This window comes from Neorhodopirellula pilleata (genome assembly GCF_007859915.1).
GTDB classification, from domain to species: domain Bacteria; phylum Planctomycetota; class Planctomycetia; order Pirellulales; family Pirellulaceae; genus Rhodopirellula; species Rhodopirellula pilleata.
Window position 1 is genome coordinate 12,455 of the sequence record NZ_SJPM01000025.1, and the last position, 22,603, is coordinate 35,057.

The 22,603-nt window shown below is 56.2% G+C and carries 16 protein-coding genes; 7 read left to right on the forward strand and 9 right to left on the reverse strand.

The features are described 5' to 3' along the window. Positions 1–100 precede the first annotated feature (100 nt). From Pla100_RS28120 to Pla100_RS28130, 3 genes are all read right to left on the reverse strand, one after another. Positions 101–601, reverse strand: a complete 501-nt coding sequence (locus Pla100_RS28120; protein WP_146582336.1) for a hypothetical protein — start codon at positions 599–601, stop codon at positions 101–103. A 55-nt stretch (positions 602–656) separates the two neighbouring features. Beyond that, positions 657–2,063, reverse strand: a complete 1,407-nt coding sequence (locus Pla100_RS28125; RefSeq protein WP_146582338.1) for a hypothetical protein — start codon at positions 2,061–2,063, stop codon at positions 657–659. A 317-nt stretch (positions 2,064–2,380) separates the two neighbouring features. Further along, positions 2,381–3,508, reverse strand: coding sequence for a hypothetical protein (locus Pla100_RS28130; protein ID WP_146582340.1), 1,128 nt, complete (start codon positions 3,506–3,508; stop codon positions 2,381–2,383). Positions 3,509–3,626: 118 nt separating this feature from the next. On the opposite strand from Pla100_RS28130, the gene Pla100_RS28135 reads away from it, so the two are divergent. Further along, a complete protein-coding gene (locus Pla100_RS28135) occupies positions 3,627–4,235 on the forward strand; it encodes a rhomboid family intramembrane serine protease (RefSeq protein WP_231603725.1) in 609 nt (202 codons plus the stop codon). On the opposite strand, the gene Pla100_RS28140 is transcribed toward Pla100_RS28135, so the two are convergent. After that, the gene (locus tag Pla100_RS28140; protein WP_146582344.1) at positions 4,183–6,561 is read right to left on the reverse strand and encodes a transglutaminase-like domain-containing protein; all 2,379 of its coding nucleotides are present in this window, start codon (positions 6,559–6,561) and stop codon (positions 4,183–4,185) included. The genes Pla100_RS28135 and Pla100_RS28140 overlap by 53 nt on opposite strands. After that, complete coding sequence (locus tag Pla100_RS28145) at positions 6,561–7,829, reverse strand: DUF58 domain-containing protein (RefSeq protein ID WP_146582347.1); 1,269 nt, start codon at positions 7,827–7,829, stop codon at positions 6,561–6,563. Before Pla100_RS28145 ends, Pla100_RS28140 begins: the two co-directional genes overlap by 1 nt. Positions 7,830–8,145: 316 nt before the next feature. On the opposite strand from Pla100_RS28145, the gene Pla100_RS28150 reads away from it, so the two are divergent. The 5 genes from Pla100_RS28150 to Pla100_RS28170 are packed head-to-tail and all read left to right on the forward strand — an operon-like array spanning position 8,146 to position 15,860. Further along, a complete protein-coding gene (locus tag Pla100_RS28150) occupies positions 8,146–8,619 on the forward strand; it encodes a hypothetical protein (RefSeq protein WP_146582348.1) in 474 nt (157 codons plus the stop codon). A gap of 25 nt (positions 8,620–8,644) precedes the next feature. Continuing rightward, complete coding sequence (locus Pla100_RS28155; protein WP_146582350.1) at positions 8,645–9,331, forward strand: hypothetical protein; 687 nt, start codon at positions 8,645–8,647, stop codon at positions 9,329–9,331. Further along, the gene (locus tag Pla100_RS28160) at positions 9,328–10,629 is read left to right on the forward strand and encodes a hypothetical protein (RefSeq protein WP_146582352.1); all 1,302 of its coding nucleotides are present in this window, start codon (positions 9,328–9,330) and stop codon (positions 10,627–10,629) included. The genes Pla100_RS28155 and Pla100_RS28160 overlap by 4 nt, the downstream gene beginning before the upstream one ends. After that, the gene (locus Pla100_RS28165) at positions 10,626–12,953 is read left to right on the forward strand and encodes a GAP1-N2 domain-containing protein (RefSeq protein ID WP_146582354.1); all 2,328 of its coding nucleotides are present in this window, start codon (positions 10,626–10,628) and stop codon (positions 12,951–12,953) included. Before Pla100_RS28160 ends, Pla100_RS28165 begins: the two co-directional genes overlap by 4 nt. 3 nt (positions 12,954–12,956) lie before the next feature. After that, positions 12,957–15,860 (forward strand): coiled-coil domain-containing protein, encoded by a 2,904-nt coding sequence (locus Pla100_RS28170; RefSeq protein WP_146582356.1) that lies wholly within the window; start codon positions 12,957–12,959, stop codon positions 15,858–15,860. Between the two features lie 473 nt (positions 15,861–16,333). On the opposite strand, the gene Pla100_RS28180 is transcribed toward Pla100_RS28170, so the two are convergent. Then, positions 16,334–17,134 (reverse strand): enoyl-ACP reductase FabI, encoded by an 801-nt coding sequence (locus tag Pla100_RS28180; protein ID WP_146582358.1) that lies wholly within the window; start codon positions 17,132–17,134, stop codon positions 16,334–16,336. Positions 17,135–17,348: 214 nt separating this feature from the next. On the opposite strand from Pla100_RS28180, the gene Pla100_RS28185 reads away from it, so the two are divergent. Beyond that, a complete protein-coding gene (locus Pla100_RS28185; RefSeq protein ID WP_146582360.1) occupies positions 17,349–18,731 on the forward strand; it encodes a dihydroorotase in 1,383 nt (460 codons plus the stop codon). A 139-nt stretch (positions 18,732–18,870) separates the two neighbouring features. Here Pla100_RS28185 and Pla100_RS28190 read toward each other — a convergent pair whose 3' ends face one another. From Pla100_RS28190 to Pla100_RS28200, 3 genes are read right to left on the reverse strand one after another with little or no spacing between them, the layout of a single operon-like run. Then, entirely contained in the window at positions 18,871–19,809 is a 939-nt protein-coding gene (locus Pla100_RS28190) for an ABC transporter ATP-binding protein (RefSeq protein ID WP_146582362.1), read from the reverse strand. A gap of 58 nt (positions 19,810–19,867) precedes the next feature. Next, on the reverse strand, positions 19,868–22,201 hold the full coding sequence (locus Pla100_RS28195) for a PrgI family protein (protein ID WP_146582364.1): 2,334 nt from the start codon (positions 22,199–22,201) through the stop codon (positions 19,868–19,870). Continuing rightward, complete coding sequence (locus Pla100_RS28200) at positions 22,198–22,524, reverse strand: MazG nucleotide pyrophosphohydrolase domain-containing protein (RefSeq protein WP_146582366.1); 327 nt, start codon at positions 22,522–22,524, stop codon at positions 22,198–22,200. The genes Pla100_RS28195 and Pla100_RS28200 overlap by 4 nt, the downstream gene beginning before the upstream one ends. Between the last annotated feature and the right edge of the window lie 79 nt (positions 22,525–22,603).

Below are 22,603 nucleotides of genomic sequence, written 5' to 3' on the forward strand. Positions count from 1 at the left end.
CGAGCTTCTTCTTCCGTTTCGGTACCGAACGATTTACTCGTTCACTTTGTTGACCACCGATTCAAGCCAACGCGCCGAAAACGATTGCTGGGCTGATCGACTACTCGACCGGCTTGAGCGTACAAATGAACTGCAGTTCGAGACCCTCGACGGTTGGATGGGGAACGTAAGTAAGCCCCGACAAACCGCGTTCTCCCGCTGGATGGCGTTCTCGAATTGTTTCTATGTCGAATGAGGTCTCGCAAATCATTGCGTCCGTTTGAGTGCCCTTGTGCGAGTTGCGAATTTCAAGAACGAATTCACCACCGCGTTTGAAAATCGTTGCCTGGTACATAGGCTTCGCTTTGGGCAGCTGAACGACCTGTGGGGGCGCGTCTTTGGGCTTCTTGTTGAAGTCGAAATCGATAAAAACATCGGCCTTTTCGCTGGGTGGGATCATCTCCTCCATCACTTCCGCTCGCATATCACGATAGAACAAGTGACATTGAACGCGACAGCGATTCGGGTCTGCCGCGGACGCTTTCTCTGTTGAAACCTTTTGGGAGCAACCGCCAACGACACAAAGAATCGCTGTGATCAGTAGCATGTTGGAGACTTTCATTCTTGGTGCTCGTGAATCGGTTGAGTGTCAATGGAGCTGAAACTGGATCAGCTGTTTACTCGGGACGATCGTCGCGGGTTCCGTTTCTTCCAGGGGTATCGCTACCGTGCGTGTGATCCTCGGTCGGGTCAAATCCTTGGCTACTCTGTGAATGGCCGTGCTCAGGACCACCCTCAAGCTGCTTGGCGTATCTGGCTTCCTCCTTTTTGAATTCCAGCTTGTCTGCAGCGATTCGTTCTTTGAGCGACTCGGCACTGGTGCCCAACGCTTTCGCTGCGACTAAAAGAGCTGACGGGGAAACGGCGACGCTTTCGGTAATGACCCAGTCGTTGCCGCGTTTTTCGTAGGAAACAAAGCTTAGTTCCCGGACACTTGACTTTGCGGAGAGCGCAACTTGATCGCCACTCGAAAGACTACCTCGATAGTTATGAACGATCTTGTACTTCATCGATTCAAGCTTCGTGGCCGTCGTGAATACGACAGAGTGCGCCGAACCGTGGAGTCGAACCAAGGCTAGGCTTTTCGAATTGCGGAAAAAGTCGAAATGCTCGTGTTGTTCAGGTTGATTCTTGGCTACCGACCAATCATCGCGTTTTGCCTGATCCTGATCCAACGTTGCGACGATCGCAGTGTTGACGACGGCTTGATCGGCGGGAGTCCAAGTTTGCAGTGAATTGCCGGCGAGCCCGACCACACAGACAACGTCCTTATCAAACGTAGGCAACGCTCCTTCGGACTGACTGTACCCGGCTTCAATGTGTCCAGCTTTGGTCTTTGGACCTTTGATGATTCCATCGAGCAAGATATGCAGGTCGTATTGGTAGATTGGCGGGTCACTTTCAAGGACCATCATCTCATGAACGCTGAGCCGCCCGATGACAATTCGATCGCACTGTCCGAAGACTCCATAGTTGGCGTGCTTCCTTGCGGCTTCGAGTTCGTCGCGGGCGAACGAATCGATCGTCTTCGCCAAATTTAGATCTGCGATGTTGATCTTTGGCTTGTCAGCGGGCTCGCCAGTGTCGGCTGCACTTGTTCCGCTGAACGCCGTAAACTCAACACAGGATCCGGTCGTCGGATGGTAGACCTTGTTCTTACCCATGATCCCGTTGTCGGATCCATTCTGTGCGGACGAATGCATGCGGCGGAACAGGCTTCGACTTGGGTTCCGCGAGTAGATGTCAACGATGCTCATATCGACTCCGTAGCTCACGATGCAATCGATATCGCCAAAACGAACGGTCTTGCTGCCTTGTTTGTCAATGAAATTGATCGGGACCGTAACGCTGCGAGTCTCCTGTTTGGGAGCCTCCCCTTTGTCGGCATCCAATGGTTGAGGGAAGTAAGTGAATGCAAATGTCACGGTTCCCGGAGCGGGCACCAAGTCTTCTTGATCGTTGGCCGTCGCGTTGGTCGACAAATGACAAATCGCGAACAATGATAGAAAACAAGCAGTTCTCATCTCTCTTTCCTCCAACACCCAATTGGTGAGTGTGTGCCTCGGAACAGTTTCCTGCTCTCCAACGTTTTCATTTCGCAAAGTTTTCAAACGATTGGAAGCAAAAAGCCGAGCTTGGGGACACGACTTTTTGCCATTCTATCCGCATGTAGCTCAACAAAGCTACATCCCTGATTCAACAAAAGTCGCCTGCACCGAAGCCTCGACGGCTTTGGTTTTGCCTCGCCTGGCGTCGTTTGCGATGAGAAAAGTGCATGCCTCACCCACGATCGGCCCGTTGGGCCGATGAGCTGAAGCAAATAAGAAGCTGATCCCGGACCTTAGTCCGTGACCGCGAATAGCTCGCGTGCCCGGCGACGCAAATGATAACGTCGATGAGTCCCGTGACTCCGCATGGAGTCGACACTGTCGGGACTACCGGCAACGGTGCAGAACAGCTTGCCGAAGTCGCTAACCAACTCACACCAAGACGCTTGATCCAAACCGAGTCGCTGGAGAAGCGGCGGGACACTTGCGGGCGTCTTGCCACGTTTGCCTGGGGCCGCCTGACGGGCCGTCCAGTCCAATAGTTCCAAGTAGTCCGCCAGCGACATCGCTAAGAATCCTTTGTCACTGCAACGCTCCGGCTTGGCACTGCCACACGGGCCGATCGGATCAAGCAGCTCGTCGATCGAAACAGGCGACAGAAACGAATCGCGACGATGCCGCAATTTCGCGATCGGTTCGGATCGCTCGCCCGTGGCTTCGTCGGGTGGCGTTTCGTTACGTGTCGCTTCGTCGGGTGGCGTTTCGTGAACTTCTTCATGCTCGGCCTGGATTCGCCGCTGAGCCGAGGTGAAATTGCTGTCTTCGATCCGCTCGCACATCGCCGCCCGAATCGGATTGAGATCCACATAAGCCGCACAAGCCAACACAGACGCCTCATCGGTGAGCCGAGTCGCCTTGTATCGATCCTGGAAAAAGCGACCGTGTTCTTCGTCCTCGCGGTTGGCCCGCATTGCCACACGCTGGCACAACAACCGCATCCACCAACTCAGATCACTCAAACGACGGCGAATCTCTTCACGCTTAATCGGACAACCGGCGATGGAGTTGATTTCCGGCTGGGTCGGTTCCATCGGCGACCCGTCCGCCTTGCGATGGCTGGGGCACAGCATCATCCAACGACGGGCAACTTCTTCATCGCTCCAAGTCGCAACGACGTCCGGTCGAGACCTAAGAATCAAATGGAAATGATTTGAAAGCAAACTATAGCAAAGCAGATCGATTCCGAAATACGCCGCGAATTGCTGCAAATATTCCTCGATCCAGCGTTTGCGATGGTCGAAGTTCTTCCCAGAGACAGGATCATCGCCCATGAGAAAGCACCGTCTGACGGTACGGCTAAACACGTGTCCGACCGCGACTTCGCCCGGATCAAAAACTTCCGCTCGACTCATCCGTGCCATCACGCACCTCAGTGGTTACCAACTCAGCAAACTCGACCCCGTCATGATTACCGCTACAGGGTGCCAAGTCAATAGCCTCTGCGGTGCTATGTCCCCAAGATCTACTATAGCCTCTGCGATGCTATGTCCCCAAGATCATGCTTCTCAAGCCGCCGTTCGCACGGCTCAAGGCATCGAGGTCGTCAATGTCCGACAAGAACTCGGACCGTCCGCCGTTCCGCCATGGATGACCTTGGTAACGTGCATGTTTTTGCACGGCGGATGGATGCACTTCTTGGGGAACATGTGGTTTTTGTATATCTTCGGCGACAACGTCGAAGACCGCCTCGGCCACTTCGGTTATGTCTTGCTGTATTTAGGGACGGGGGTGATGGCGGGTTTAGCGCATTACATCAGCCAAACCGACAGCCCGGTACCAACGCTCGGGGCCAGCGGCGCGATCGCCGGCGTGATGGGAGCCTACGCGTTCTTGTATCCGCATGCTCGGGTGTTGGCGGTTCTGCCCTTGTTCGTCATCTTCACCACGTTCGTCGTTCCGGCTCCCGTGTTCTTGGGACTGTGGTTCGCGATTCAAGTATTCAGTGGAATCGGTTCGCTCGGTGCGGGAGTAGGTGGCGGTGTGGCTTGGTGGGCACACGCCGGTGGCTTCGCCGCCGGCATCATTGCGGCCGTGATCATCGGACGATTGCCGATGGGACACGGCCCGGTAACGGCGAGGCGGTTTTAGTGCTTGCCTGACGGTACAGCTGAACCGCATGGTCACGATACCAATTCGATGCGTCCTTCAGTTCGTCGTGTCTCGGATCTTCTGGAGAGACGTTTTCGAGGCGGGCGGCGAATTGATGCAACGTCTCGCTCGTGCGACGTACCCATCCCCACCGCTTCAGTCGGCGATCCATCTTGCGACGTTCGATGATAAGACGTTGTGAGTGGGTGTCGAGCGTTTCCCCGCGTGCCCGCCATCCGAGCCATCCGATCAAAAGAACCAATGCAGGCACCTGCAAGAACTGAAACACCACCGACAAGGTATCCGTGATGCGAAGGGACGAGAGGTATCCGATCATTCCTTGTAGCCAATTCGATGAGCCCGATTCAGATTCCGGAACGAAGTTTCCTTGAATCCCGTTGCTGGCGACCTGTTCGGACGGTTCGATCGTGCGGAACGTTCGACCCGGTGTTGGCTCGAGCGGTTTCCAGCGACGTTGTTGCTCATCATAGTATTCAACCCACGCGTGAGCGTCGCGATTCCGCGCAAGGTAGTAGTCCTGCGAGTCGCTGAGTTCGTCCATCACGTAGCCGGTCACATATCGTGACGGAACGTCAACGGTCCGCAACATGAGGGCTGCCGCCGACGCAAAGTATTCGCAATGAGCAGGATGCTCCGTCGTCAAGAAATGGACCAACGGGTCGACGTCGGAAGGTGGTAACTCTGTCCGGAGCGTGTAGGTGAATCGATTTTGAAAGTAGCTCGCAATTCGATCGGCCTTGGCATCGGCGGTGCTTGCGTTTCCGACCGCCCGACGGGCGACCCGCTCAAGAGTCGGACGAATCTCGGGCGCCACCCAAAGCATGAGGCCGCGGTCATTTGGAGTTAGCGGCTCGATTTGCGGCTTCGCGACAACGCCGACGGTCCACGGTTGCGTCGGTTCGATCCCTCGGTCGATCAAACCGTGCGGCGTCAAACCGATCTTGTTCGCTTTGGCTTCGATCCACACCGATGTTGCGGGGAAGAATGTCTGCGGTCCATGATCAGGCTGACCGTAGATTTCAATCGTGCCGATAATCGATTGACCGCCGAAACCATTCGTTGCACCAGACCCGATTGGCGTCGTGTCGTTCCGGCTGGAAGTGGAATCAAACGGCAATTCGAGCAAAAACCTAGACCGAATCGGATTGGCACTTTGGCTTAACGGCACCTTCGCCTCCGAAACGGGTGAGATGACCTGGGATCGATAAACGTTCGCGGGTCGACGTCCGTACTGAAACACCCAACGTCGCTGAGTGTTCCAACGTCCGTCGCTGTAGTCGTCAAAAACGTTTCCCCGAAGGTACCCAGGGATCGTTGAACAATAACCACGTAATGCTAGTAATTGTGGATCGTTCAACATACTTGTTTGAATGTCGCCGATGCGGTTACCTGTCACGTAACGACCGCCAGCGAGGAAACTGACCGACGTGGGGTCTTCGAACCGATCCTTGAGTTGCGAGAAGACTTCCGCCTGAACAGTGGGCAATACCCATTCACCCATCCGAGCAAACGCGGAAGCGACAATCAGGATCAGCGACACCGACAAGAGCAGATAAGGCCAAGACGCTTCCACAAAGCTGAAACGCACCTCTTCTGTTGAGCCCGCCAGCCGATTCGATTGCGCGAGGGCACCTCGTTCGCGCAGCACCTCGACGAAGCGATCGCCACCGCGATGGGAATCGATGTGTTTCGCCGACGACGACTCTCGACGCGACAAAATCACCTGCGCCGCCGTCAAAAAACCAATGCAGGTTGTCAATCCGACAGCGGTTTGGGCCGTCAATGTTGTGCTGACACCCCCCCCAGCGACCGCCATCAACACGCCGACCAATCCGAGCAGCAGTAATAGCACGTGTCCTCGTGCTGACCAAACCGACCAAAGGATACACGACAACGCGATGCAGACGTGTGCGATCGTATCGACCGCAAGCACCAAGAGACTTGACGTTTCGCTGACTTGCGCCGCAAACCGCCAACCAAAAATAGCGACCACACTTGTAGTCATCAAACACAACAACAAGGCGAATCCGATCAACCGGATCCACTGCGGCCGGTTCGTCGCGGTGGACTGGAAGTCCGAGCCGCTCTCGGCCCGACGACGATGTAAACGCATCGTCATCGCGCCCGCCACGGCTAATCCAAACCAAACAAACAGGACCGGTTGGGTACTGAACGTGCCGCCGACGAACCAGGTCAGCGTAAACATCAGGCAGCCAAGCACGATGCGATCGTCCGAGAGCGTCCGCCGCCAACGACCCGAATCAATGCTGTCCGCGACAACCACTGCCCTGAGGTTCGTTTCCATCAAATCACTACCCGCTTGTCATCCGATCCGCCTCGTAATCGTTGCATCACATTCACGTCAGACGAACCAGATTCCAATGTTTCAATCGAATCGGCCGATACCCATAACACTCCTGATGGAAGTGATAAGGTTTCTCGAGAACGCCTTAACTCCTCGCTGTCGCGACAACTCAACACGATCACGGCTTCGCCGTCGCTTCCGAAATGAACGTCCTCATCGAGCGGCCAAACGGCCTGGTCGGTCGGCTCCATGGCGAATGATTTTGCATTTCCCAACGCCATCAGCAATTCGCCGGGATCGGCTCCCGATTCACAGCGGTACTTTCGGCCTAACGCTTCACCGTCTTCGCCACGTACGAATCGCAACACAACGGCGGCGCCGTTTCGAGAAAGGGTCTCGATCGAAGCCGCTGCCAAACTCAAGATCCGTTCAAAGGGCTCGTCGATCCGATCATTGGATCGTTTCCACCATCGGTTGGGCCCCTTGGGTTGAGGCCGAGCGGACTGCGGTCGAAGGTTGTCGACCACGATCAACAACGTTTTGGACGCCGGGGTACTGTATTCACGAAGAACCGGTTTACCAAGACGTGCCCAGGAGGCGAAGTCCCAACGCCGCACGGGAACCCCTTCGCGGTATTCTTGATTGCCGATGTAGTGGACTTGGTCGCCTTGAGACGATCGCGATGCGATACCCTTCAGCGTTACCTCCAACATTCGCCACTGCTTGTCCGACTCGGCAAACAGTCGCTGCGGTGTTGCGACGACGGTCGCGCCCGAATCGATCAAACGACGGGTTCGAAACAAGTAAAAGGGAAAGTAAGACTCAACCAACAGCGGCGGCAACTGGCGTTCGCCGCGTCGGAGAAACCGAACCGTTTGCAAAACCGAAGTGTCCGATTCAGGAGCCAAGAAACGACACAAATACGACCCTTCGATGCAAAGATCCATCCCCGGCCATCGCCCCACGTTGATGAGCCGAATGGGGGCCCCCAATTCTTCGCCTACGGGCACATGACCGGGAACGTTTGCGAGAGCTTTGAGTTTGGGCAGACTTAACAAATTGAGAGTTCGTCCGACGACGAACATCGCCAAACAGGCCGCCAACATCCCCAGCCAAGGATAGCCCCATACGACGTTCAGCGAAACGATGCTGACCAAAATCAACGCGACCGAGGCGGCCGTCAGCGAACGTCTTAGGTCCGACAACCATGCGATCGGATTGAACCACCGCAAGATCGAACGAACGGAATGATCGGTGGATTTTATCATGAACGTGATTGACTCGGAAATCCGGCCAAGCCGATTTCAAACCGGTTGTCGGTCGCAACCCGACACGGTCGCGTGAAGAACCATTCTAATGTCTTCACCGGCGGAGCACCAACCGCTGTTCGGTACCAATTCATCATTCAGGTTGTGATCGGCGGGAAAAGAATTTCCGGTCGAGACCAATGAAAAGTCAGAAAACACTTGCGGGTCGTCTCGGAAGAGAATTACGATGGTGTTAGGTCGTCAACGAAGTTTCTCGTCTTTTTCATTTTTGACTTCGTTTCTTTTCATTCCAAACTCCTGACCCATCACCTTTTCAATGATTCATTACATCTGTGATCGTTGCCAACGTTCGATCGACCCCGACGAGGGGCCTCGCTACGTGATCCGCATTGATGTCGACGTAATCGCGGAAGATGGCGACGAAACGAATTCCGACGCGTTGATGTGCGACGACTTCGCCGATGATGAAGCCGTCGACTATCTTTCGGATCTTAACGACACTCTTGAAACCGAAGCCCATCACAGTTTCTTGGGCGACGAAGACGACGACCACGAACAGAGCCTCGACTACCTCAACGAATTGCTCTGCCGAGGTGACGATTCGCACTGCAAATCACACGACCTCGTCGACCACATGCATTCGCCTCCGCGACAAGAAGATGAGCCGGTCGGCTTGCCGACAAACTCGTTGCCGGCAAACTTCGATCTCTGCGAAGAGTGCTATGAAAAATACGTCCGCAATCCGCTCAGCCAAGATCGAGCGTTGAAGTTGCACTTCAGTCAAAACTGAACCTTCCCCATGAGGCGATGCGGGTATGATAAGCCAACACGGGCATTCGAGTCGCTTCACCGGACGACTCCACTTCATCGGCTTGATCAGCTTCGCGTGGTGGATCGTCGGCATCAGTGGCTGCCAAGAAAAACAAGCCGAGTCAACGCAAACATCGCAAACCATTGAGTCGTCCGATGTCGTGCCGGCCAATCCGAAGTCGGTCAATCCGAAGTCGGCCAATCCGAAGTCGGCCAATCCGAAGCCGGTCGATCCGCAGCCCGCCGAACCGAAGCCCGCCGATCCGGTTCGCTCGGGGTCGGAATCGAGACCGCCGCGACCCGAGTCGCCTTCGATGCAATCGGCTGCTGAGGTTCAACGTGCGGTCGGCAAGTCAGGATCGGCTGACCGTGATGGCGATGTGTCCCTGGAAGAGTTGGCGGAATCATTGCGGGCCGTTGTCGAAAGAACCGATCGTGAGTCGTCCGGTGATGAAGCCCAAACGGCATTGACGGACGCCATCGCCGCGAGACAATCGATTCCGTCGCCTGCCCAAGTCGTCGCCATGGGACAGGCGAAGGGAACGAATGGAGAGGCCCTTGCCGCAGATATCGAAGCGATGAGAATTCAGCTCGATCGCATCCTCGAGCGGCTCGATCGAGAAGGGGCCGGAGTCATCTCGCCGGCGGCGCTGCGAAGTTCAGTGATGTCGCAGAACGTGGTCATCGAGTGAACGCGACTCCATCGGTTCGTCCCACTCGCAATCGCGTTGAGTTGTTGCGGGAAGTCGTTTGCCCGTCATGCTGGCATCATTTTGCACCCGAAGATGTCAAATGGGTGGCGACGCATCCGGACTTGGTCGGCGATTCCCGACTGGGCGAGAATGAGGCGATCCGTTTTTTGCCAACAAGTTTCAACGTGCAGGCCAATGCGATCGATCGGAAAGGATCGATTTGTAACGAATTGGCGTGTCCGCACTGCCACCGTTTGCTACCCAGGGCTTCGACCGAGTTACCACCATTGATGCTCTCGATTGCCGGGACACCGTCATGCGGCAAATCGTATTTCTTAGCATCGATGGCTTGGCAATTGAGACAGAATCTGCCGTCGGAGTTTTCTGTTTCGATCACCGACGCGGACCCTCAGTGCAATCGTATCTTGAACGACTATGAAGAACAGCAATTCTTCAACGCCGATCGCGATACCCCCGTTCGCCTGCGAAAGACCGAAGAACAAGGCGAACACTATGTTGCCGTGCGGATGGGTGACCAGATTATCTTGCATCCCAAGCCGTTCCTGTTCGGTATCCGGCCGATGCCCGGCCATCCCAATGCTGAACAATCCCATCAGGTTTCACGGTTATTGTGTTTGTACGATAACGCCGGAGAGTCGTTCTTGCCCGGACGCGACGCGGTCAGCAACCCGGTCACCCGTCACCTCGGCGAAGCAACCGCGTTGTTCTTTTGCTTCGACCCGACGCAAGACCCACGTATGCGAGCACAACTGCGAGGAAAATCCAACGACATCCAAATCGTCGAAGAGACCGTCACGGCGCGACAAGAAATCGTTTTCCACGAGATGACCGAACGGTATCGTCGTCTCACCGGTACGTCCCAGACAACCGTGACAGAGAAGCCCGTGGTCATCATCGTGACCAAAGCGGACAGTTGGCAATCACTTTGCCCCGGTTTAAAACTTCCTCGGCCGATCAAGTCCAAACCGGACGGAAGTTTATCAGCAATCGACATGAACATGGTCGACCTCATCGGTGCCCAGGTACGCAAACTGCTATTTCAATTCACACCCGAGTTGGTGTCAGCCGCCGAATCATTCAGCCGCAATGTCATGTTCATTCCCGTCAGCGCTACCGGGCGTGCACCGGAGAAAGACCCGCTGACTGGAATCATCGGAGTGCGCCCGCGAGACGTTGCCCCGGTTTGGTGCGACGTTCCGCTGCTCGCCGTCTTGGCCAAACACGGGGCGGGCTTGATTCCGTTTGTGGGTTCTTCATCGGCGACAATCAATCCATGACGCAAGAACTCGTCTACACGTCCGCCGCTTCCGGGCTGAAACCAGGAAGCAAGGGATTCTGCACCATCGCCGCGACCAACGGCATCGCCCCGCGTACGGTCACCTTACTGGAATCGTTGTCGGGGTACCGGCATGCCTTTCCGCCCAACGAATCGCCCAACCCCGCCAACCCGACCGCGTGGATGCACCTGCATACTTCCGGCGGTGATTCGTTGCTCAGTCGCGTCGCCGACGCAGGACTGGACTATTCCGGCCGGTCCAATAAAATCGCCCATCACGTGCTCTTGTCATCGAACGAACGCACTGATGCGGGGCCTACCGCGATGTTGCGGGAGGACGGAAACCTGTTGACGACTTGGCAGGGTCCGGCGAGATGGTTGACCGCGCGCAACCCCCACGGCGGCACACTGGATCCCGGCAAACCCGCTTCCATTCCGGCGATGACTTGGAACGCTCTGACCGGCGACGCGGGTTGGGCCGGCGTCTTGGCTCAAGCCGCTCAAGCTCCGACTCAACCTGAGTGCTATGTGATTTATGGAGCGGGTCAAGAGCATCAAATCCTGGCACTTTTTGATGAAGCGGTCGCGCTGTTGCCGCCTTCGCACCGATGGCAAGTCACGTTCAATACGTTCTTCAGCAAACTACCACCGGGTATGGCATGCCAGTGGCGAGGGATCTTGAAAGGCTCGCCTGAACATCGCCTCGTTCCACCACACAACCGAGTCGTCACCATCGACTTGACGGCCAGCCTTGCTGCGGCTCCTGATGGTCCGTTGGTTCAATATGCTCGCACCGGCGACGCCGTATCGGCAGGCGAACTTTCCGCTTTGGCGGCTGTCGATCGCATCGAGCCGTTTCACTCCGGCGACGCACCAACAAAACGACCTCAATCTCGTGAATCGGGTATCGCATCGAATCATCCGAATATCCCGGGCGGAGAAGGACTCTCTTTTGCCAACGATCAACCTCCTCAATTGGACCTCGCCACAAACATCATCAATCAAGAGATCGTGACGACATCGCGAAGTCGACCAAAATCTCGGCTGCCTTGGATCGCCTTCGTTGCAAGTATGTTGTTGGCCCCCATGGTTGTTGGCGGGTACGCGATATGGCACACCGTCCATCCATCGAGCATCGAGCCGATCACCAAGGGACCCGCCGATCCGAATATCGTGCAACGGGACACGCGATCGATCACCGCGCCGGAGTCAACGAGCGAACTCGAAATAAAACCCGACAGCGAGCCGCAAACTTCCGAACCACCCAATACCGTCGACACGGCCGACGCAACGATGGCGATTCCCAATGAAACCATGGCGATTCCCGCTGCAACCATGGCGATTCCCAGTGCCGACACAGAAACGCAATCCGCCATCGAGTTGCCGGTTAACCCATCTGATTTGGTTGCGGATCCAAAACCTTCCCTTCCTCCACCACCGACATCGGATCCCGAACCACTCCCAGAATCGATCCGCTTGGTTTACCTGCTGGAACCGGCCATGTGGCGACAGTGGCAACGGTCCGGCGAACAGTGGAATCAGGATCAATCGGTCGACCGCCGCCCCTTGGAAATGATCCCGCCCACAACCGTTGAAGTATTGACGCTCGCTTCGGATGGGGAAATGACCGTCGACGAAAAGTTCAACTACAACTCCAAAACTCACACCGTTGTGTGGGGCGAACCAGATCGAGGGATACTGCAACCGCCCTCAAAAGTCATTCGTTTTGAGCCCGGTCAAGTCATCTTGCAGGTGAACTATGCCCAACGCATCGGAAACCGATTTTTGTTCGCCACCGCAGATGACGAATCAACATTGCTAACGCTTCAGGGGGCCGACACACCTGTCTCGGGTATGAACGAACGGCTGACTGTGAATTTGGATTTACAAAATGACAAGGCTTCCGTCGTTGTACCTTTGGGCGCGATCAATCCGGGGCTGCTTTCACTCGCCGACGTGACGTTGCGTTCGTCTCAGCCGGATCGCTGGCGATCGGTTCGGATTGACGAGGGAATCGAATTGGAACGATCCTTCGGAAAGCGGCAACAATTGAACGCTCCGCCGACACGAGTCAGCGTCAACGTGCGACTCAGACGCAATGAAGAACCCCGATTGCTCATCAACGCCACCGTTGAAAAGCCGGGCGAGAAGGCTCGCCGTCAATCCTCGGCGTTGCCGGCCGATCAACTCGATCTCGGCTCGGTCCAGACCGCTCGCAATGAGTTGCCCGCCAATCACATTGATGTCGACTTGATCGCCGAGTTTCGTTGGCAAACTCGCCATTACACGACGACGTTGTCGCAGTTCAGGCTCGCGTTCAAATAACCCATGGCCACTTCCTATCACCACGTCCGCGAATTGATTCGAACGATGCAGAGTTATCTGCAATCGCCTGACGCTGCCGACTCGCAATTCGTTCGCGACGAATCGGTCGAATACAACGATCTGTGCCATGATGTGAACATCCGATTGGCGGAAGTCGCCTCTTTGATCGATCGCGGGTTTCGTGACGACGCGATCGAGGTTTCCAATGCCAATGGTGACTTACTCGAACTGTTTGCGCTGATCGATTTCCCCGAACGCGACCAATGGCTCGTATTCATCAATCAGTTCGGTCTGCAATTTCCACCGCCGTTGGACTACGAATCGGGAACCAAGCTGAATTCCGCGCACGCGCGGTTAACCGAACTGACGCCGATCTTACGCCAGCACCGATTGCTCAATTTATCACGGGCACCGCTGAGCCAACGAATCGCCGTGTTACAACTGTTGCATACGAAAGACCCCCAGAATCCGATTTGGTCGGCCGACGCCACTGCTCTTCAAAAAGCTCGCGTCGAACAATTGAAAGAACAGATCGAATCGGCGATCGCCGCCGAAGACAAACTGACGCTCGACGCCATCGACAAAGAACTACATCACGGGAAGTGGTGGGTCGACGTCCCGAAACCTTTGAAAACAAAAGTTCAACACGCCAAGCTACGGTTCCGAAACGAATCACGACGTGCTGCACTTCAAGATGAGATTCATCGATTACAGAATGCATACGCTGGGTTCGAAGTCGACGAAGCGATCGTGATCGCCGATCGTGTCCGCGCCGCATCAGCCGAACTTAACATCGCGGCCGCCGATCCGTTGATGCAAGAAGCTCAACCCGCGCTGATTTGGATCGACGAACAGTTGGCCGAGCGAGCCGACGAGCAACGGGCCGCCGGCTTGATCCGTTCCTTGGAATCGGCGCTGGATCGCCATGCCGATCGCGATACCTTGGCCCGCTGCCTCGCCGCCGCCGAAAGTCTAGGGGAACGGTTGCCGGTTCGGTTGGTCCAGCGGGCACGTGAACGGATTGATTCGTTCGAGATGATTGCTCGTCGACGCACCGCAATGGCGATCGCCGCCGGGGTGTTGGTCCTCGCCGCTGCCGCCGGTGGCATCGGTTGGGTTGTCACTCAAAAACGCGAAACCGCCCGCATCGCCGACTTGGAGGCCACGTTAACCGAACTGATCGAGGCCGAAAAATTCGAGGCGGCCGAAGGATTTTTAAATTCGATCGATGACTCGACTCGCAACCGAGCCGTGTTCTTGGCCGGACAACAAACGATCCGGCAAGCACTCGACGCTGAGCGAGAACGAAAACGCGCGTTTACCGAAGTGCTCGACCAACTGAAGGCGGAACCATCCGATCGCCCCAACTACGCACTGATCAGCCGGTTGCGAAAGCTTGCCCAAACCGACGAAGAACAAAACGAGGTTGCCTTGCAGGAGGCGATCGCCGAGGATCTACGACTCAAGGAGAAAGAAATCTCCAGCGAAACCAATTCGAAGGCAATGAAGGAACTGCAGTCCAGCATCGATGCGTTCTTTCAAAGTGACTCAGAGGTCAATACCAAACGAAACGAATTACTAAGCCTGCAAACCGAAGTCGCCAAGATCGTTTCGCGGTTTCAAGCCTCTGACCCGAACACCGCCGCGTCGGCCGCCCAGCTTGGCAAACTTCTCGACGCCGAACGCAAACGCCTCGATCAACTCATCGACCGCAAACAATCGCTTGAAAGGATCACCCAAGCGATCGGTAACCTAGACGCCTACAACGCCGCAATCGAAGCGTTCGTCGAAGATCATCCGGACGACCCGATGACCGTCGGACTGGACGTCAACCAAACGCGATCGCAAACGCTCGCGAACCAAGCTTGGATCGACGTGTTATCCGCTACCGCCTACCGCAAACCCGCCTATGCCGATTCGACGGATAGTTCAGCTTGGTTGAAGCTGTTTGCTAACGCCAAGGATCTCGCACCGGATCACCCTTGGGTGGAACAACCCGAACAATTCATGCGTTACTACGAAGCCATCGCAAACCGATCTTCGGCAATTACTGATTTGAAAGAACTGATAGCAACGCCGTTGTTGCAACGCCCCATGTACCTCTATCCCGAAGCCGGCACGCAGGCGAAATACTATTCCCCGCTTCCGCCCGATCACAAAGGCGAAACACCCCACATCGTGGAGTACTACGCCGATCCGTTGTTGTTGACGCAGTCGAAGAATTTTGGCTTGCGATACGATACAATGGTTCTTCCCAACGTGATCATCGCCGGACATACCCAGTGGGCCCAGCAAGCGACGCAATGGATCCAGTCGTTCGACGAGCCGTCCGGTCAATTGAACTTCACACCAACGGGCTATCGTTTGATCAATTCGTTGCGCCAAGTCGATCCGCAAACGATCGACCCCATCTTTCGCGGGCTGTTGTTGCGTAGTCTGCTTGAAACGCTGACGCCGGCGAGCGAGCCACTGCGAATCGCATTTGGCGGTTTGATCGATGAGTTTGACGCGAGTGATGTGGATTGGACGAGCAATTGGTTGTCACCCGAAAACAGTGATCCACTCGTCGATCAATCCCGCCGCGCCGCGTCGTCGGTCTTTCCGACGACGGACGACTGGGCGAACCGCGAAAAGGCGATGCGTGAAAGTTTTCAAGAGTTTCGCAAACCGCGCTCCCCCGCCCCACAATGGGTCGGCTGGGTCGTTCGTGACAACGACCGCTGGACCGTGATGCCGCCTGAAACCGACGAGGTGATTTCCGGCGCGACTTCATCGAACGCGAGATTCGTCGTGATCCGATCGGACGAAGGGAAGTTTCAAATCGAACCCATCGAAATGGACTCCGACACCGAAGAAATCACCAACCCTCGAGCTCGCGTCGTCGGCGCGGCGGTCTATCGCCGTTAAGCATCGCGAGATCATTAACTGCCGCATCATAAAAGTGGCATAGGCTTCCAGCCTGTGTTTTTGTTTCCACAGGCTGGAAGCTGTTTTATACCCCGCAAGTCCTCATGTATTGCTCCCCTGCCAGCTCGTCTGGCAGGAAGCCGAGGTTGGCAAGCTAGACACGAGCCGCAATTCCCCCAACCATCCGATTGTCATTTGTGCTCGCCGCTTGAAGCGGCGAGCACAAGTGAAAACCGGATGGTTGGGGGGGCGTCGTTGTCTAGCTTGCCAACCTTATTCACCCACGAGACGAGCTCGTGGGGGTCAAAGCCGTACCGCGTAAGCAGCGGTTAATCGGACGCCAACCGGGGCTAACGCCCATCGGCTAATGGTTGTTATTCGGTATACGATTCAATCAACAGACCATCGCGAGTCGGGCTTGTATCAATTGCCTTACTAAAACACCGAATGCGGCGATAACTGAACGCAGGGTGCTACTGCAAATCGACCGGTGGGGCACCCATGATGTGGTAGCCGCAATCGACGTGCAGGTTTTCGCCGGTGATGCCCGACGCCAAATCGGACAACAAGAACATTCCTGCTTTGCCGACTTCCGTCACATCGACGGCTCGCCGCAATGGTGAAAAGTTTTCGTAGAGGAGTTTCATCTTTTCGGATTCACCGACCGCCGACGAGGCGAGTGTTTTCAAGTATCCGGCCGACAACGCGTTGACCCGGATGCCTTTGGGACCCAACTCATTGGCGAGATATTTCACCGAACTTTCCAGCGCCGCCTTGCACACGCCCATCACGTTGTAACCCGGCACGGCCATTTCGCCGCCGTAATACGTCATCGTCAACATCGATCCGCCCGGGTTCATGATCGCTTGAGCTCGGTTGGCCAAATCGATGAAACTGTAGGCCGAGATCCCCATCGCGACCCCGAAACCTTCCGGCGTGACTTCGTGAGTCGGTCCCTTGAGTTCGTTCAACGGCGCGTAAGCGATCGAGTGCAACATGAAGTCGATTTTGCCGAATTTCGACACAGCCTCGGAAAAAATCGCATCCAAATCCGCCGGGCTTTGGACGTCGCATGGCAACATGAAGGCAGGGCCCCAATCGCCAACGACTTTCTTGAGCCGGTTGGCCATCTTGGGTCGCTCTGGGTCGGAGTCGGGCAGGTGCGTGAAGCCCATCTGAGCACCCTGGTCGTGTATTTCCTTGGCGATCGCGGCGGCAATGGATCGGTCGTTGGCGATTCCGAAAACGATCCCTTTCTTTCCTTCAAAAAACATGCGTGGTCTCTGCTCGAGGGGGTAGATAGGTTTGGCCCATAGCGTAGCGAAACCGCTCAAAATTTTCGATCGGCCGTGGGTTGCGATCCGCCGACAACTTCCCAGACTATGGCTCCGATCTGATTGCCCCGTTTCCTCCTCTGTGGCCCAAGGCCCGGCCCCAAGGCCATCGTCGAAACAGGCCACCACCCGAGACCCTTTCCGGAACGCCATCATGACACGCACATTGATCCGCAACGCGAACGTGGTCCTGCCCGGCGACGGGTTCGCATCCGCCTCGGGCCGCGTTGAGAAGCGAAACATTTTCATCGACCACGGAAAGATTATCGACGTCGATGCGTCTGACCAGGTCACCGCCGATCGGGTGGTCGACGCGGACGGCTTGCACTTGTTGCCCGGCGTGGTCGACGATCAAGTCCATTTCCGCGAACCCGGACTGACTCACAAGGAAGACCTATCGACGGCCAGCCACGCCTGCGCGGCCGGCGGCGTGACGACGTTCCTGGAAATGCCCAACACGAAACCGCCCGCGATCACCGTCGAGGGCGTGCGGGACAAGGAACGCATTGCGGCCCAAAAATCGCTCGTCAATTATGGCTTTTATATCGGAGCGACTCCCGACAACGCGGCCGAACTCGCCCGAGCCACCGATGTGCCGGGCATCAAGATCTTCATCGGCAGCAGCACGGGCAATCTACTCGTCGATGAACAGGAAGCACTCGAGCGGATCTTTGCGGAAACGACTTTGCCGATCTGTGCCCACTGCGAAGACGAAACGACCGTTCGCGCCAACTCCGAACGCTTGTCGCCGACCAACGACCTGACCGATCACTCACGCATTCGCGACGAAAAAGCCGCGATGATCGCCACCAAGCGGGCCACCGAATTGGCCGTTCGCCATCGGCATCGTTTTCATGTGTTGCATGTTTCGACGGCCGCTGAGCTGATTTACCTGCAAGACCCGTCGCCGTATTTGACGGCCGAGATTTGTCTTCACCACGTGTTCTTCAACGTCGAGGATTACGCTCGATTGGGCAGCCGTATTCAAATGAACCCGTCGATCAAGACGGCGGCGGACAACGCCGGGTTATGGCAAGCGCTCATCGACGACGTCATCCAAGTCATCGCCACCGACCACGCCCCGCATACGCTCGAAGAAAAATCCCAACCGTACCCGGCGAGCCCGTCGGGATTACCGGCGGTTGAAAATTCGCTCGCATTGATGCTCAATGAAGTGCACCGGGGCCGCGTGCAGTTGCCGCAGATCGCGCACTGGATGAGCGACGCCCCCGCTCGCGTTTGGGGCATCACGGGAAAAGGCCGCATCGCTGAAGGCTACGACGCCGACTTAGTGCTTGTTGATTTAAACGAAGAACGCTTGATCGAAGATGAGAAACAACATACCAAGACCCGTTGGAGTCCTTGGCACGGCGAGCGTTTGACGGGATGGCCGGTGTTGACCCTTGTCGCCGGGCAATCGGTCTGGTCGGTCGCCGAAGGTTTCGATGAATCCGCCCGAGGCACCAAACCCCATTTCGATCACAGCCGAGGCGGATTCTGGGCGACCGCGGAAGGCATCGGTGGTTCACCCGTCTAGTCATCAGCCGCAACGCGATTACGTGCGGTTACCCGAAACTCTTTGCCAGGTTCCCGCCCTCTTTATACTCCACATCTTTTTTGACCCCCACGAGCTCGTCTCGTGGGTGAATAAGGTTCGTAAGCTAGACATAAGTCGGTTACATCCGCGTGCTGGTGCCTTTGGTCAACGCCATGAATGCGGACTCAAGGTCGAGTTCTTCCTCGGCAAACCGTTTTAAATTGATGCCATTTTCGATCAATAGTCTTGGCAGTTCGCTGTAGTCGTCCGTGTCGCTATTCAAGATCACCCGCACGGAGTCGTCACCGGGCTGAGTGGCTTGGACGAGAGGATGTCCGGTGAATAAATCCGCGATCGCTTGCATTTGATCACGTTGGCTTGGTTGGATGATCAGCACCGTGTGCTCGCGGACCATCCGGATGACTTCGGTGACCTTGGCGTTCTGTTTCAATTCACCCCGATCGATGATCCCGACTTTGTTACAAACGTCCGCCAGTTCCGGCAGGATGTGGCTGCTGACGATCACTGTCTTTCCCATCTCGCCGAGTCGTCGTAACAGATTGCGCATCTCGATCCGCGCTCTTGGGTCCAAACCCGACAAGGGTTCGTCGAGCAACAACACCTGCGGGTCGTGCAATAACGTGCGGGCCAAACCGAGACGTTGCGTTTGGCCACGGGACAATGTGTTGGCGAACGCGTCCCGTTTGAAATCCAAGTCGACGACGTCCAACATCTCGTTGACTCGTTTGCGACGGTCGGTGCCCGAAATTCGATACGCGGCGGCGAAGAATTCGAGATACTCGACGACCGTCATGTCATCGTAGACGCCAAAGAAGTCCGGCATGTAACCGACCAACCGGCGGATCTCCTTGGGATTCGTGTGGACGCTGTGATCGCACACGTAGGCTTCGCCCCAACTCGGTTCGAGCAGGGTCGCGATGATCCGCATGGTCGTCGTTTTGCCCGCTCCATTGGGACCGATGAACCCGAACAGGTCTCCGGCTTCCAAGTTCAAGTCGATCGACTTAATGGCAAACGCATCACCATATTTCTTGGTCAGGTCAACGGTTTTAATCACGACGAATCACTTGGCTTGCAAAACAGTAAACGGGAATAAAGAAGGATAATGTATTGGTTTATCGACGCAGCTCTTCGACCGGCATCAAAACACGCACCCAAGACGACGTGTCGCCCGCAGGCTCGGATGACTTGAATTGAGCCGGAACTGAACCACCGGTCGAGTCCGATGCGCCCGAAGGCGCGACCTGAAGCGTCGTCCAAGGCTCTGGGCAACGACCGACCAACAAACAACGGTCGTCGGTCAACAGTTCACTCAGGTCCAGCGTTCCGAGTACTTCATGATGCAAACCGGTGTACCGGGTGCCCCCGACCGCGTCGTGGAACATCAGCATCTCGGCCAGACGTTCGGGTTGATCGATGCGGGTCACGTCCCAGCTTTCGCCTTCGGAGGAACTTTCCAATGCCCGTTGACGGGACAACTGCCAACGAAAATTCTTTTGTCGCAAGCGGTCGACGTCTTCCACCGTTGCCCCGGCCGGAAAACGCGTTGGCAATAGATAGACCCAGTTTTGGTAGATCAACATCGCGTCGAGTAAATCGACGTCCAATGGGTTGGTCAGTTTACCTTGCAATAGTTCCGAGCCACCTCGTCGCTTGACCGTTTCGGCCTCAACGCTGGTGGCGAACTGCATTGACAAAGCCAACGATTTGCTGCCTCGAGGATCGATCGAAAGTGATTGGACGCGACTCTCGATTCCTGTCAGCGACGAAGCGCTGTTCGAATCGGCATTTTCCTTCGAGCTGGATTGGATCTCCGAGAGCGGAACGACTACCGATTCGCTCCAAGCGTCGATTTGGATGCCCCCCATCGATTGACCGGGGGCACCGAAGGGACGCATCGTTTGGTATTCGACCGATTTGGTAATTTCGCCGAGCGACTCGCCAACGCGGGATCGGACATCGAGCTGCTCGGCGGTGTGGGAATACAAGAACGACCACCGCAACAAACGACCGGTATGGGTTGATGTGTCGATGTCCAAAAACTCCATCGAATTGGAACGCAACATCGAACCGGTATCCGACGTCTCCGTGGACGCTTCGAGTTGCGGCCGGGCCGCCATTACCAAGCCGATCGACATCAACACGGCCACGATCGGAAACGTCAACCAACCTAGCAACGGGTTCCCCAGCCAACGCTTGACGAAGAAGTAATCCAGCGGCGCGACCAAGGCCACCAACGCAGCGATCACCAAAGCGATCACCGAAAAATTCAATCCTCGTTTGATGTCGAATCGATCCAGCGAACGACGGACTTGGCCCGCCAGATCCGAATAACCGCTCAAACGAATGCTACTGCTGACGTCACCCCGCTCGTCCGAAAGATCTTTGCCAGCGAGTTTGGTCACGAGGTCAAAACGTTCGGGCCAATCGACAAACGGTGCTTGATCCAAGTCAGCCGCCACCACGGTGATCTTTCCGAAACCTGACACGTAACGAGCGGCAAGCGGCAAGCTGATCCGCCGCGCCGTCCGACCGGCGATCAGCGTTTCGCCGATCTGCGAGGATCGACCGCCGGTCAACGATGTGATCTTAGGCAACCGCAATCCGTCGAAAACGCTCAAGCGGGTTTGGCTGTTGGTAAACGTCTCCATCCCCGACGGGTCCAGCTGGATCACGGAGGCCTCGACGACTGAATCGGGCAGTAGCTCGGCGAGCCAAGGCGCGGCGGCAAGGGTTTGCTTGGCGGTGGCACCGAGCGTAACCATCAGCCGACCTCCCGCCTTGACCCACCCCGCGATTGCCAGAGACTGCGCCGGGGAAAGTTGTTCGAGCACGTCGTGTCCGGAACTGGTAACCAAGATCATGTCGACGCCGGAAAAACCCAAGACGTGATCTGGCAGCGGCTTCGCGCTAGTCAACCGCGTCACCGCGACCGACGCATCGCGGTCGAGCAGTTCGTTCGCGCCGATCGTTTCAATACCCATCGGATCACCGAAGACAAGCACCCAAGGCATCTGCAACGGAATCATCGACGGCCCGTCTGCCGGAACGCCGACTTCGGGAAATCGAGTCTTCAACAGCACTGCGTTTTCGGCCTGCTCGCTCGCCGACGATTCATCCGACCGAACCACCAACGAGGCCGCTTCGGTGCCGGGGACACAGTACCCGAACCGGGCACCGGATGAATCAGGGGCCGCCAAGAAAGATTGTTCGTATTGGACCACCACTCCGTCGCCGTCGGTCGTCTCGAGCATCACCGGACCGGCGGGCAATTCGGATGGCTCTGATCCGGTCCCATCCAACATCCCGTCGAGTCGGACCGCCGTCCAATGCCCGGCGCGGTAGTGACCTTGGATTCCCAGCCAATCCGTTGCACCGGCAGACAGCCCCAAGATGACTGATAAGAAAACGGCAAACGCGACAGCGAAGAAATTCGCCTGGACCCTCATGGCTTTTCCTCGATGCTGCACGAGCATTCAAATTTGCCACATCCGGGACAACCGTTGCCGTATTTTGCCGAGAGGGCTTCGGCCAAATTCACGTCCGCCACATTGGCGATCGTAAATAACCAAGCAATCACGTCGGCGAATTCCTCCTTGAGATTTTCGCGGTCGTCGCCGCGAAGGGCCGAAGCTAACTCGCCGACCTCTTCCATTAACCACATGAACGTCCCGTCGACTCCCCGGGCGACGTCTTTTTCGTAGTACATCCGACGAATGTGCTGCTGCAGATCCTCGATCGAAAGGTCGTTGGGGGAGTTCGTTTTCGCCATCGGGGGGTTGGCCAAATAGGTCGCGATAAATGAGGTTGCCCCTGAATACCGGGGAGTCAGGTATTCTAACTGCCACACC

Coding starts and splice junctions, on each gene's coding strand:
- Pla100_RS28120 (WP_146582336.1), bottom strand. CDS start 601: ATGAAAGTCTCCAACATGCTACTGATCACAGCGATTCTTTGTGTCGTT.
- Pla100_RS28125 (WP_146582338.1), bottom strand. CDS start 2,063: ATGAGAACTGCTTGTTTTCTATCATTGTTCGCGATTTGTCATTTGTCG.
- Pla100_RS28130 (WP_146582340.1), bottom strand. CDS start 3,508: ATGGCACGGATGAGTCGAGCGGAAGTTTTTGATCCGGGCGAAGTCGCG.
- Pla100_RS28135 (WP_231603725.1), top strand. CDS start 3,627: ATGCTATGTCCCCAAGATCATGCTTCTCAAGCCGCCGTTCGCACGGCT.
- Pla100_RS28140 (WP_146582344.1), bottom strand. CDS start 6,561: ATGGAAACGAACCTCAGGGCAGTGGTTGTCGCGGACAGCATTGATTCG.
- Pla100_RS28145 (WP_146582347.1), bottom strand. CDS start 7,829: ATGATAAAATCCACCGATCATTCCGTTCGTTCGATCTTGCGGTGGTTC.
- Pla100_RS28150 (WP_146582348.1), top strand. CDS start 8,146: ATGATTCATTACATCTGTGATCGTTGCCAACGTTCGATCGACCCCGAC.
- Pla100_RS28155 (WP_146582350.1), top strand. CDS start 8,645: ATGATAAGCCAACACGGGCATTCGAGTCGCTTCACCGGACGACTCCAC.
- Pla100_RS28165 (WP_146582354.1), top strand. CDS start 10,626: ATGACGCAAGAACTCGTCTACACGTCCGCCGCTTCCGGGCTGAAACCA.
- Pla100_RS28170 (WP_146582356.1), top strand. CDS start 12,957: ATGGCCACTTCCTATCACCACGTCCGCGAATTGATTCGAACGATGCAG.
- Pla100_RS28180 (WP_146582358.1), bottom strand. CDS start 17,134: ATGTTTTTTGAAGGAAAGAAAGGGATCGTTTTCGGAATCGCCAACGAC.
- Pla100_RS28185 (WP_146582360.1), top strand. CDS start 17,349: ATGACACGCACATTGATCCGCAACGCGAACGTGGTCCTGCCCGGCGAC.
- Pla100_RS28195 (WP_146582364.1), bottom strand. CDS start 22,201: ATGAGGGTCCAGGCGAATTTCTTCGCTGTCGCGTTTGCCGTTTTCTTA.
- Pla100_RS28200 (WP_146582366.1), bottom strand. CDS start 22,524: ATGGCGAAAACGAACTCCCCCAACGACCTTTCGATCGAGGATCTGCAG.